This is a genomic window from Leptospira bouyouniensis, assembly GCF_004769525.1.
GTDB lineage: Bacteria > Spirochaetota > Leptospiria > Leptospirales > Leptospiraceae > Leptospira_A > Leptospira_A bouyouniensis.
This window is the reverse complement of the sequence record NZ_RQFT01000012.1, coordinates 457,491-469,715: the sequence shown is the minus strand read 5'-3', so window position 1 is coordinate 469,715 and position 12,225 is coordinate 457,491. Positions and strand designations below refer to the sequence as shown.

14 protein-coding genes are annotated in these 12,225 nt (G+C 40.9%); all 14 read right to left on the bottom strand.

Translation table 11 applies throughout. The annotated features are described in order from the left end of the window. Positions 1-6: 6 nt before the first annotated feature. The 14 genes from nuoF to EHQ43_RS16280 all read right to left on the bottom strand — a co-directional run bounded on the left by nuoF (position 7) and on the right by EHQ43_RS16280 (position 12,224). A complete protein-coding gene (gene nuoF / locus EHQ43_RS16345; protein ID WP_135741625.1) occupies positions 7-1,278 on the bottom strand; it encodes an NADH-quinone oxidoreductase subunit NuoF in 1,272 nt (423 codons plus the stop codon). 1 nt (position 1,279) lies between these two features. After that, positions 1,280-1,768 (bottom strand): NADH-quinone oxidoreductase subunit NuoE family protein, encoded by a 489-nt coding sequence (locus tag EHQ43_RS16340; protein WP_135636748.1) that lies wholly within the window; start codon positions 1,766-1,768, stop codon positions 1,280-1,282. Beyond that, a complete protein-coding gene (locus tag EHQ43_RS16335; RefSeq protein WP_208731106.1) occupies positions 1,768-2,988 on the bottom strand; it encodes an NADH-quinone oxidoreductase subunit D in 1,221 nt (406 codons plus the stop codon). Before EHQ43_RS16335 ends, EHQ43_RS16340 begins: the two co-directional genes overlap by 1 nt. Positions 2,989-3,004: 16 nt before the next feature. Further along, on the bottom strand, positions 3,005-3,520 hold the full coding sequence (locus EHQ43_RS16330; RefSeq protein ID WP_135771743.1) for an NADH-quinone oxidoreductase subunit C: 516 nt from the start codon (positions 3,518-3,520) through the stop codon (positions 3,005-3,007). Continuing rightward, entirely contained in the window at positions 3,517-4,077 is a 561-nt protein-coding gene (locus tag EHQ43_RS16325; RefSeq protein ID WP_135741622.1) for an NADH-quinone oxidoreductase subunit B, read from the bottom strand. Before EHQ43_RS16325 ends, EHQ43_RS16330 begins: the two co-directional genes overlap by 4 nt. Then, positions 4,068-4,445 carry an NADH-quinone oxidoreductase subunit A gene (locus tag EHQ43_RS16320; protein WP_135741621.1) on the bottom strand — a complete coding sequence of 126 codons (378 nt, stop codon included), beginning with the start codon at positions 4,443-4,445 and terminating at the stop codon, positions 4,068-4,070. The genes EHQ43_RS16325 and EHQ43_RS16320 overlap by 10 nt, the downstream gene beginning before the upstream one ends. Positions 4,446-4,560: 115 nt before the next feature. After that, positions 4,561-5,820 carry a replication-associated recombination protein A gene (locus EHQ43_RS16315; protein WP_135771742.1) on the bottom strand — a complete coding sequence of 420 codons (1,260 nt, stop codon included), beginning with the start codon at positions 5,818-5,820 and terminating at the stop codon, positions 4,561-4,563. Positions 5,821-5,824: 4 nt separating this feature from the next. Continuing rightward, complete coding sequence (locus tag EHQ43_RS16310) at positions 5,825-6,043, bottom strand: hypothetical protein (protein ID WP_015678894.1); 219 nt, start codon at positions 6,041-6,043, stop codon at positions 5,825-5,827. 1 nt (position 6,044) lies between these two features. Continuing rightward, complete coding sequence (locus EHQ43_RS16305) at positions 6,045-6,629, bottom strand: VTT domain-containing protein (RefSeq protein ID WP_135771741.1); 585 nt, start codon at positions 6,627-6,629, stop codon at positions 6,045-6,047. Positions 6,630-6,694: 65 nt separating this feature from the next. Continuing rightward, on the bottom strand, positions 6,695-7,261 hold the full coding sequence (gene pth, locus EHQ43_RS16300; RefSeq protein ID WP_135771740.1) for an aminoacyl-tRNA hydrolase: 567 nt from the start codon (positions 7,259-7,261) through the stop codon (positions 6,695-6,697). After that, a complete protein-coding gene (cimA, locus tag EHQ43_RS16295) occupies positions 7,258-8,793 on the bottom strand; it encodes a (R)-citramalate synthase CimA (protein WP_135741617.1) in 1,536 nt (511 codons plus the stop codon). Before cimA ends, pth begins: the two co-directional genes overlap by 4 nt. Then, positions 8,790-9,065, bottom strand: a complete 276-nt coding sequence (locus tag EHQ43_RS16290) for a Smr/MutS family protein (protein ID WP_135754857.1) — start codon at positions 9,063-9,065, stop codon at positions 8,790-8,792. The genes cimA and EHQ43_RS16290 overlap by 4 nt, the downstream gene beginning before the upstream one ends. 21 nt (positions 9,066-9,086) lie before the next feature. Next, on the bottom strand, positions 9,087-9,503 hold the full coding sequence (locus tag EHQ43_RS16285; RefSeq protein ID WP_135741615.1) for a response regulator: 417 nt from the start codon (positions 9,501-9,503) through the stop codon (positions 9,087-9,089). Between the two features lie 15 nt (positions 9,504-9,518). Further along, the gene (locus EHQ43_RS16280) at positions 9,519-12,224 is read right to left on the bottom strand and encodes a HAMP domain-containing sensor histidine kinase (RefSeq protein ID WP_135771739.1); all 2,706 of its coding nucleotides are present in this window, start codon (positions 12,222-12,224) and stop codon (positions 9,519-9,521) included. Position 12,225 lies beyond the last annotated feature (1 nt).

Here is a 12,225-nt window from a genome sequence, read left to right as displayed (position 1 = left end):
TGACCTTTAGTGAGAAACACTCACTTCCTTTTTCAATCGAAGAGAAAACTCTTCCTTAAATTTCGTCATGGTTGGCCGAACTGCCATCACACATGCATCCGCTAACGGACAAATGGTGGTGCCACCTTCCATATTCCTTGAGAGGGAAAAGATGAGTTCTACATCTTTTTCTGTTCCTTCTCCCTTTTTGATTTTGTGAAGGAGGTCTTTGACCCAATGTGTTCCTTCGCGACAAGGAGTACACTGCCCACAAGATTCATGTGAATAAAATTCAGCTAATCTGTATGTCGTTTCCACAAGGTCTGCTTCTTCTGAAAGGATGATCACTGCTCCCGAACCTAACATGGATTTGAGGGAAGCAATGGATTCATAATCCATCGTTGCAGTCATGGCTTCCTCAGATGTAAGGATCGGAGACGAACTTCCCCCAGGGATCACTGCTTTTAATGACTTATCGTTTTTGATTCCACCACAGATGTCGAAAATGAGCTCCTTCATCGGAGTTCCCATTTCCACTTCATAAATCCCTGGTTTTTTAACGTGCCCACTCACAGCAAAGAGCCTTGTGCCAGGAGATTTTTCTGTTCCAATTTTTTTGTATTCTTCTCCCGTCATACGGATGATATGTGGGACGTTACAAAATGTTTCGACATTGTTCACAACAGTTGGGCAAGCATAAAGTCCTGAAACTGCAGGAAAAGGAGGTTTCAAACGTGGGTGGCCCCTCCGGCCTTCGAGTGAATTGATAAGAGCCGACTCTTCCCCGCAGATATAAGCACCCGCACCCGAATACACAGCTAAATCAAAATCATACCCAAGGCCCAAAATATTTTTGCCAAGAAGTCCTGCTTTGTAAGCTTCTTCCACTGCTGTTTCCACAATCCGGATTCCTTTGTGGAATTCACCTCGGATGTAAATATACCCTTGGTGGGAGTCAATCGCCTTTGCCGCAATCGCCATCCCTTCGATGAGCATATGCGGGAAACGTTCGATGAGCATCCGGTCTTTGAATGTACCTGGTTCCCCTTCGTCCCCATTACAAATTAAATACTTTGGTTTGTCAGTTTTTGGAATGAATCCCCATTTGTTACCTGTTGGAAACCCTGCCCCACCTCGTCCTCGAAGGCCAGAATTTTTAACGTCGTTTACAATTTGTTCGGCGGTCATTTCCGAGAGGACCTTTTTTAAACTCTCATATCCACCCACAGATTGGTAATGTTTCAAAGTGTGTGAATCAGTTGCATTGATATGTGTTGTGAGTAAAGTTTTAAGTCCCATGTTATCCTTCTTTTTCCAATTCAGAAAGAATCTTTTCGATGGATTCTGGAGTTAAATTTTCATAGTATTTGTCATTGATTTGTGCCACAGGACCAAAACCACAAGCGCCAAGACACTGCACTTCATCCACAGTGTACTTTTTGTCTTTTGTGGTTTCTCCTTTTTCAATACCCAATTTGGAACAAACATGTTCGGTAATGGAATCGGAGCCTGCCAAGTAACAAGAAATATTCGCACAGATTTGGATATGAAATTTCCCAACTGGTTTTTTGTTGTACATGGTATAAAACGTTGCCACACCATGTACATGAGCAAGGGATACTGGCTCACCAATCCGATCGGCGATGTACTGCATCCCTTCTGTGTCCACAAAACCTTTGTCAGCTTGCAATAAAAACAAACAAGGAAGGATAAGGGAACGTTTACTTGGGAATTGTGGGATAAGCCTTTGGAATCTTTTTTCTGATTCTTGTGAAAATTGATACGCCATTAACAATCAAGCTCCCCTGCAATGACATTAAGTGATGACATGGTAGCAATAGTATCAGCCAAAAGTCCACCTTTCACCATTTCCGGGAAGGCTTGGTAGTACCAAAAACAAGGCCGCCTCACATGCACCCGCCAAGGTGATTTTTCCCCTTCAGAAACTACATAAAATCCTAGTTCCCCATTGGCAGCTTCTGTGGCATGGTAGTATTCCCCTGGAGGAACTTTCACACCATGCATGATGATTTTAAAATGGTAAATAAGTTCTTCCATATTGTTGTAGACACGGTCTTTTGGAGGAAGGAATGCATGAGGAACATCCGCATGGTATGGTCCTTCTGGTATCCCATCAATCAGTTGTTCGATGATCCGCATGGACTGGCGCATCTCTTCCATTCGCACGAGAGTTCGGTCAAGAGCTGATCCGTCTTCTCCTACGGGGATGTCAAAGTTTACTTGATCGTAAAACATATAAGGATCGTCTTTTCTCACGTCCCAAGGAACACCAGCTGCGCGTAAATTGGGACCCGAAAATCCATAAGCAATGGCACGTTCCGCTGAGATCCCACCTATGCCTTTTGTCCTTTCATTGAAGATTTTGTTACGGATCAGCAGTTCTTCGAATTCATCTAACGCTGGTTTTAAGCCTTTTAAAATGATTTTGATTTCGGATTGGAACTCTGGATAAATATCACGTTCCATTCCCCCCACACGGCAAAACGTTGTCGTGAGGCGCGCCCCAGTTAGTTTTTCTAAAATTTGATAAATGTTTTCGCGGTGGTGAAATAAATGTAAAAGACCAGAAAAAGCCCCAAGATCCACACCCATAATTCCGTTACAAATGATATGGTCCATAATCCGAGACAGTTCGGAAATAATCATACGCACATAAGTGACGCGATCCGGAACTTGGATTTGCATCATTTTTTCAACGGTTAGGATCCATCCAATGTTGTTCAGAGGAGTGGATACATAGTTCATCCGATCGGTACAAACCAAAAACTGATTGTAGTCGTACCGTTCGCCTAACTTTTCAAAACAACGGTGCACATACCCTATCACAGACTCGGTATCCACCACACGTTCCCCATCAATTTGGATTACGTTTTGTAAAATTCCATGAGTGGCAGGATGACTTGGCCCTAAGTTGACAAGTAAATGGCCTTCTGGGAGGTCTTTGAATTTTTGGCCGAAATGTTCGGCTGTTTTTTCGTACATTACCATAATGATTGTTAACCGGTTACTCGGTAATATCCTCTTTCACGTGAATGGTCAGTAGATCTTCGATGAGGTAATCTTGGCCTGGGCCTTCGAGTGGATAGTCTTTTCGGAGAGGGTGTCCTACAAAGTTATCAGGCATGATAAGTCGTTCCATTCTCGGGTGTCCTGAAAATGGGATTCCCATCAGATCGAATACTTCACGTTCGGGCCAATTGGCCGCAGGGAAAATGTTAGAAAGACTCGGAACGGATTCCCCTTCCCCTACTGGAACCCTTAACTGCACTCGGAAATGTCCATGTTTGGGTGAACGCAATAAGTATAAGACTTCAAACCTAGGCTCTCGTTTCCCAAGCCAATCAACAGACGTTAGGTCATTTAAAAAGTGAAATCCTAACTCTTCTTTTAATGCCAGTACAACGTCTGGTAGTTTCTCCTTGCGAATACTAAAGAAAAGTAAATTTGTGTTTATGTCCCTTTGCGGGAGTAAACTATCAGGAAATCTGGAATTAAGGAATTGGGTAATCGTTTCGTTCATGCCACTACGAGGGGTTTGTTTCGTTCATTGATCTCTTGGATCTTTTTCATGACTTCTTGGCGGCGAGCTTCCAAACCTTGGGTTTGGACTTTTTTTTGTAATTTCACAAGGGCATCAAGGATTGCTTCTGGTCTTGGTGGGCAACCAGGAACGTACACATCTACAGGTAAAATTCGATCAACACCTTGTAACACACCATAGGTGTGAAACATTCCACCTGAGGAAGCGCAAGCCCCCACAGAGATCACAAATTTTGGTTCCGCTAATTGGTCGTATATCTGGCGTAATACGGGAGCCATTTTATAAGTAATGGTTCCGAGTACTAAAATCATATCCGCTTGGCGTGGAGAAAAAGAAGGTCTTTCGGCACCAAATCGAGCAATGTCATAATCTGCACAAGCAGTGCTCATGTATTCAATTCCACAACAAGCGGTGGCAAAAGGATACGGCCACAAAGAAAAACTTTGCCCCCACTGAACCACATTGTCGAGTGTGGCAACTTGGAACATGTCACCAAACATTTCACCGGGTTTGGAGAGTGTTTCTGTTAATCCCATTCCAGTGCTCCTTTTTTCCAGATATAATATAGACCCACCACAAGGATGAGTAAAAAGAAAAACATTTCGAAAAGAAAAAACGTTCCGAGTCCCGCTTCCTTAAACCCAATTAAATTCACAGCCCATGGGTAAAGGAAAACTGCCTCTATATCAAACAGGATAAAAAGGACTGCCACTAAGTAAAACTTGATGTTAAAAAGCCCTCTCGCATCTCCATAATACGTCACACCACATTCAAAGGTATCTTGTGGTTTTGATTTTTTCTTTGGGTTTAAAAGAAAGGCAAGTGATAAGATCAGAGCGGAGAAACCGACTCCGAGCATAAGTTGTAAGAGGATTGGTGCAAAACTATCCGGTGCGGATCCCATGTATGAAAATGCTCTCACGAAAGGGTTTAGTTGTCAAGATGAGAAAGAATTTCCCCTTTGTTTTCGCGTATTTTTCTAGATTTGAGGCAGGAAGTCCAATTTTTGAGATAAACTCTCAATACCGGTCCCCCCACAATCTTTCCAATTGTTCCTTTAACATTTTTTCCATCCCTTGGTTTGTGGGTTCGTAGAAGGATGGTGGGTTAGGATAAAAGGACTCAGGGAAATATCGTTCTTTCAGGAAATGTCCTGGGAAATCATGAGGGTATTTGTAACCAACACCAGCACCTTCATTTTTATGAGTGGCAGTGGGTGCATTCCTTATGTGATTTGGGATCTGAAACGTCTTATTCCTTGCCTTTACGAAAGCCAATGCTTCATTAATTGCCACATAACTTGCGTTTGATTTAGGTGCGGAGGCCAAAAACGTGGTACATTGTCCGAGGGGAATCCTACCTTCTGGCATACCCACCCGTTCCACGGCTTGCCAAGTGGCAATGGCAAGGGGGAGTGCATGGACGCTGGCATTTCCTACATCTTCACTGGCAAAAATCACAAGCCTCCTTGCGATAAACAGTGGATCCTCTCCTCCCTCGAGCATCAATGCCAAATAAAATAAAGCCGCATCTGGATCACTACCCCGCAGTGACTTAATAAAGGCTGAGATGATATCGTAATGGCTTTCACTGTTTTTATCGTATGTGACAAGAGTGTCCCCAAGAATGACGGACAATTTTTCTTCCGTGACTTCATCTCCTTCACCAGTAGCACTTAAAATTCGTTCCAAATACCCCAGGAGTTTTCGTGCATCCCCTGCACTTCGCCGAAAGAGTTCCCTTTTCACGACCTCTGGGATAGTTCGTTTGGAGTTTTGTTTTTCCAAACAAGAAGTGAAAATTGTTTCCTCTTCTTCTTCAGTAAGAGTGGTGAGTCGATACACAAACATCCGGGAGAGGAGTGCTTTATTCACTCGAAAACTTGGGTTTTCTGTCGTCGCAGCAATGAGGATGATTTCGCCCTCTTCCACCGAAGAGAGTAAGGCATCTTGTTGGGAAGAAGAGAATCTGTGGATCTCATCTAAAAAAAGGACAATGGTACCGAGGCGTTTTCCTTCTTCCAAAACCTCGCGCACTTCTTTCACGCCACTTGTCACACAACTCAAATATCTTTTTTCTAATTTCCAAGACTCTGCCAGGAGATGGGCAAGTGTTGTTTTCCCTGTGCCTGGTGGACCATAAAATAAAATGGAAGTTGGTTTTTGGATGGAACGAAGGGCAGATACCACCTTTGTTTGCCCCACAAATTCGGACCAAGTTTTTGGTCGCACTTGGTGTGCAAGTGGCACTTGTTTCGTATTTGCAAAAAGCGAATCCAAATGATTATAAATCCAATTCTTTTTTCACAGCCACATAACAGTTGTATATTGTTTCATTACAAACATCACAGCCAGAATTGCAACAGATAAGCGATCTTTCAGAAACCTTACCATCGATGAGATTTTTCACAAAGGCAGCTGTTCGATCAGGTAAAAAGAAAAACCTTACCTTTTCCAAAATCACTTCATCCACTGACTTAGGAAACAATCGATTTTCGGACATTTTAACCTCCAGTGATCCAACCAATGTACATCGCATAAAAGTAAACAGAGACTCTTACAAAACGAAAAAGAGAACCAAGTAAAAACAATCGAAACGGCATCTTAAACGTTCCGACTGTGTAGGCCATCCAAGAATAGGGAATAGGAGTGAGGGCACTGAGAACCACTGCACCGAATCCATATTTGCGTATGTAGGGTAGAAGTTTGTCTTCATAATGGAGTACCATTTGGCGCCCCAAGTGGAAACGTGGGATAAGGTATAAACCAATCCAATAAGCGATACTCCCACCAATGATACTTCCTATAGACATCGAAAGGATGGTCGGTATTGGATCCATTTCCCCAGAGATGGCGAGTACTAAAAATGCATCTGGTGGTACAAAAGCAGGCAAACTATCCGAAAGGATCATTCCAAAAAATAAACCTAAATAACCAAAGATCCGAACAAAATGTTCGCTAAATCCGAGTAACTCAGCTCTAAAGAAATAAGCGAGCCCAAACACGATCACAAGCACGAGGACAATTGAGCCTACAGTTTGAATGATGAGACGTTTCAAATTGATCGATGGATCATTTTCTTTGGTCATGACTTGGATCCTGATTGGAATAGATGTAAATTTCCATTCGATTGTGCAAAGATTAGAACTTTCATTTAGGATTTGGATTCCTTTTGGATGAGGATACGATTTGTTTTCACCCAATCTTCGATTTTAGAAATAGATTCTCCCATCAATGTGGGAAGTTGGGAACGTTCCTCTGCATTAAAATTTTGCAAAACAAAATCAGCCACTTCCATTCCCCCCTTTTCCGGTTTGCCAACACCAAAACGCAACCGATGGAAGTCTTGTGATCCAAGTTTTGCCACGATGTCTTTTAGACCATTGTGACCTGCCGTTCCTCCGCCGATTTTATTTTTGATTTTTCCAAAAGGTAAGTCCACTTCATCTTGCACCACAAGGATTTGAGAGGGTGGGATTTTGTAGAGTTTGGCAAGGGTTTGTGTGGCTTTTCCCGAAAGGTTCATAAACTCCAATGGTTTTAATAAATGGATTTTATCCCCTTCCCAAGTATGTGTTGTCTCAGCATATTTTTTGACATCTTTGAATGTTACACCAAATTGATTCGCTAAAACATCTAAGATCATAAAACCAATGTTATGACGAGTGTTTTTGTATTTCTCTCCAGGGTTTCCGAGCCCTACGACTAAAAAATGAATCATAATTTCCCAAGCACAATATGTAACATACGTTCGGTTGCCTTTACTGCAGCTACTTGTTGGTCAGAGTCGATCCCAATGGAACGTATAGGATGAATATCTCCCTCTTTTTTCCAAGTGATGACCGTCTCCACAAGTGCATTGGTATTTCCACCAGGAGGAATTCTGACTTCGTAATCATAAAGTTTAGGAATTTGGATGTTGAGAGTTTCTAAGATTTTCCCAAGAGCATTCATAAATGCATCGTATCCACCATCCCCTTCTCCAGTTGCTTCATAAAGATACCCTTGGAATTTGACCTTTACTTCTGCTTTTGGTTTCACACCGATTCCACTTGTCACAGTGCAAAACTCAATGTGGAAACTTGATTCTAAATTTTCACCTGAGATATCAGATATGATGTATGGCAAATCTTCTTTGGTAACAGTTTTGTTTTGGTCTCCGAGTTCAATCACTCGAGCGAGAACTTTTTTTTCAATTTCAGGCGATAAAACCATTCCAAGTTGTTTTAAATTTTCAGTGATGCTTGCTTTGCCAGCTAACTTGCCTAATGCGTAGACTCGACTTCGCCCAAACCGTTCGGGAAGGATAGGATTGGCATATAAATTTCCTTTTTTGTCTCCATCTGCATGAACTCCGGCTGTTTGGGTAAACACATCTTCTCCCACAATAGGTCTGTTATCCGAGATACGTTTGCCAGAAAAAACTTCCACAAGCCTTGAGGCATTCGTGATTTCTTTTTCTACGATGGAGGTTCTAAATTTGGTTTTGTCATGAAGGGATGTGACCACGGCTTCAAGTGGCGAATTGCCAGCTCGTTCACCGAGTCCATTGACAGCAACGTGAAGCCCACGTGCTCCTGCTTTCACCGCTTCCAAACAATTAGCAACTGCTAGGTCATAATCATTGTGTCCATGAAACTCAAACCAAAGGTTTGGAAATAATGATACCAAATCAGTGACTGCTGTTTTTACTTCTTCAGGAGACATGACGCCAAGTGTATCAGCTAAATAAAAACGTTTGATTGGATACTTTGATATTGTTTGTAAATACTGGAGAACATAATCTCTAGAATGTAAGTATCCATTAGACCAGTCTTCTAAATAGACATTCACTGTGATCCCTGCTTCCGTCGCAAAATCTACAGTCTGTTTGATATCAGAAAAATGTTCTTCAGGAGTTTTTCGCAATTGGTTTGTTAGGTGGTTTAGGGACCCTTTAGTTAAAAGGTTTAAAACTTTAACACCTGTCCCTTTCATCCACTCAACGGTTTTATCAAAATCAACAAAACCTAAAATTTCAATTCGGTCTTGAAGGCCTTCCCCTTTTGCCCATTCGATGATTTTTTGGACAGCTTCAAATTCACCAGGGGATACACGAGCACTTGCGATTTCGACTCTGTCCGCCTTAAGATCTTTTAATAAATGTTTGGTGATATTTAATTTTTGCTGCCAAGAAAAGGAAACACCATTCGTTTGTTCACCGTCACGTAAGGTTACGTCTAAAATTTCTATTTTGGTATTTGGTTCTGTCATGCTTTCAATCGATTGATGTATTCTTTGGAAGGAGCGAGGATTTCGACAAGGGTAGCACCAGGATTTTTGCGAAACATAGGATCTGATTCCACTAATTTCAAAAATCCACAAGTAGCCACGTAGTCAATCGCCATCTGGCGGAGGATCCCTTCTCCGATCCCGTGTAGGATTTCCACATAGGTTTCCCCATCCATAAAGGCATCATGGATTTCCCTCTCAAGTTTGGTCCGAGCTTCCTCGAACCTGAGTTTGCGGATGTAGATGGTACGCACCTTAAGTCCAAAAAAATGGACTTAGGTCAAATTGCAACAGAAACGAACTGCATCCAAAAGTTCCTTGGTGTTCCAAGGTTTGGAAAAAATTGCGTAGGTTTTGGCTTCTTCTTTGACACGGTTGATCGCATCCCTGTCGGCATGACCAGAAATGAGAATCGATTTGATATGAGGGTATTTTTGGTGGACTTTGATGAGAAATTCGTCGCCACGCATTCCTGGCATCAGCCAATCGGAAAGAATGAGAATGACTTCTACACCTGATTGGCAAAGGTCATCGATCACTTCCATCGCTTCCTCTGGATTTTGGGCAGTTTCATAAGTATAACCACCTCCAATTTCTCGTTTTAGTTCTTGCACGAGAGAAAGAAGAAGTATGGGTTCGTCATCAACACATAAAATCGCATTTTTCTCAGTTTTGATTTGTGATGAATTCAAACTTTTTCCTCTACTTTAGACTTTTGGTATGTACACACGAAATTCCGTTCCAGAAGGACCGGATATAAAATCAATTTTTCCATTCATTTTTTCCACGATTTGTTTACAAATGTCAAGTCCAAGCCCAATCCCTTCTCCATGTTTTTTTGTGGTAAAGAAAGGCAAAAATACCTTATCTTGGATTTCTGGATCAATTCCTTTTCCACTATCCTTAATTGATGTTAGAATAAACTCTGATTCTGTCGTGACGGAGATCTTAATCTTACCTTTATAGTCCATTGCTTGTAAAGCATTATTGATTAAATTAATCCAAACTTGATTGAGTTTGTCTCTATCCGCCAAACAAGAATCAGATGTAAAATAATTCTTAATGATTTCGACGTCTTTTTTAATTTTAGCTTGGTATAGTGTTAAAATAGAATCAAGTTCTGTTGGAATATTCACTTTTTGGGAGTTAGAATCAGAAACAGATTGGTCAGTATACAAATAATGTTTGAGTGCATTCACGACATGTGAGGCTTTTTCCGTAGCAGATTGGACGACATACACCAGTCGGTATAAACTTCCTAATGTGACAACATTCTGAAGGATGAGGTGTACACCTGGTTTCTGAAGGATGCCAAAGATTTTCGAATCCAAATGAGTGACTCCAATCGACGTCAGATGGTCTAGTACCTCATCCGGGTATTCAACATTTTTATCCCGAAGCATAGCCAATCTTTCCTTTTTTTCAGCCCGACTCATAAGTCCTGAACTTCGATCTCCAAAACTAAGACTTAACATCAATAACGCTTGGAAATCATCTAACTGGTCTTTGTTTAATGTGACTAAAAAATTAGGTAAATTAGCTATATCTTTTTTTAAAATCTCAGACATGGCGCGAACACTAGAAGCAATGGCACCAAGTGGTGTATTCAATTCATGTGTAATCCCCGCAGCAAATTGGCCAAGGGCAGCTAATTTTTCGCTGAGTAATAATTGGTTTTGAGTATTATGGAGATCGAGTAAAATCCGTTCTTTGGTTTCAATGGTATCAAGCAGATTCCGATTACTCTCCATCAAAGCAACAGTTCTATCGTTGACTATTTTTTCCAAATTGGTGTTTGTTTCCATCACCATTCTTTGGCTTTCACTCACTCTTTCAAAACTAGACTTAAGTTCTTGCGACATAAAACGAAACGCATCTGAAAGCCCTCGGAGTTCCGCAATCATACTTTCACCAACGGGAAAATCCCAATCACCCTTTGCCAGTGATTTCGATGCGCTTGAAAATCGTAGTATCGGCCTCGTGACAAGTTCTGCCAGTAACACAGCTAAGACCAAACTGAGTAAAATCGCCCAAGCAAATACCATCGCCGACTCACTATTTCCCGTATATACACCATTCAAATAAAAGGAATAAGGGAAAAGAGTCACTAGGTAAATGGTTTCCTTGGTTTTGGAAACATCATATCTCGATACATAAGCATTCCAATTTTCTCTAGAGAGTGGTTTTTTAGTTACTACAGAAAAACTCAATCGAGTTTCGAGAAACTGCATATCACTCGATTGTTTTCTTAATTCTACACGTAGTGTTTCCAGTAATCTCGATGATTTGGGTTCGTTCGATAAACTAGATATAAGAGACAGGTTGTGATCGAATAAAAATACACGGCCTTGTGTGTTAACAATCGATGCATCTAAAACTTGGCCTAGTATTGATGGATCTGAATTGATATTTTCAACATTTGTTTCTAAGTCAAATAATTGCAAACGAATGTTCTTTGACCATTGTTTGTGTAAGATTTCTACCATTTGGTAGGCAGACTGTTCTGCATTTTTTAAGGTAACATAGGAAGTGATCCCTACTAATATAAGTACCAAACATACAAACGGTGCTACAATGAAAAGTTGTAGAGAAATTCCTGTTCGGTCTTCCGACATGGGGTCTTTTGGGTCAATGTTTTTGAATGCAGAATTCCAAACCAACCTAGGTTCTGTTATACTAACTTCTTTAACTTGAAAAGGAATATCTGCCCAGAAATATCCGATTCGTTTTGCAAAAGGGAATAATAAAAATGTAACAAGTGGCGCAAGGATCCAAGTGATACCCGTTGTAAATATCAACGCAGAACTAATTGTATGATAAGAAATCTCAGGACCAAATTGTTTGGAACATAAAAATCCCCATAAAAAGGGTTCTAAAATTAAAAACAGAAACACAAAAATCAGATAATATACCCATACTCTCGGCTTACTAAAGTTTGGTGACTTCCCTATCATTTGATAAGATATCCAAAATAGAGATGGGTTGATAAAATAACCTGGCAACCAGTCCCATAAAAAATCGGGTGGCACTCCTTCAATCAAATCACTAAGACCGTAAGCAAACGGTACTGCAAGTAATGCAGGGTATCCAAAAAAATTGAGACAGAGAAATACAGATAAATCTTTAAGGCTTTCTAAAGTTTGAGCGCCAGGGATAAGGACGATCGAACTCCCCAAATACCCACTGATGAAAATTGAAACAAATGTGATGAGAAAAAAATAGAAACTTTTCAGATTCCAAGTCCAAACTTCTCTCGAAATCCGAAATTGTTTCCCGTTCCGAAACGTAAAACCTGTAAAGGCAAAGATTGCAACCATTGAACCAAGTAAAAATGCAAACCTTCCCCAAACTTCTAAAATTGGCAGTGGGATTTTAGAAATGACTAATTCTAACCATATGATGATTTCTGCCATA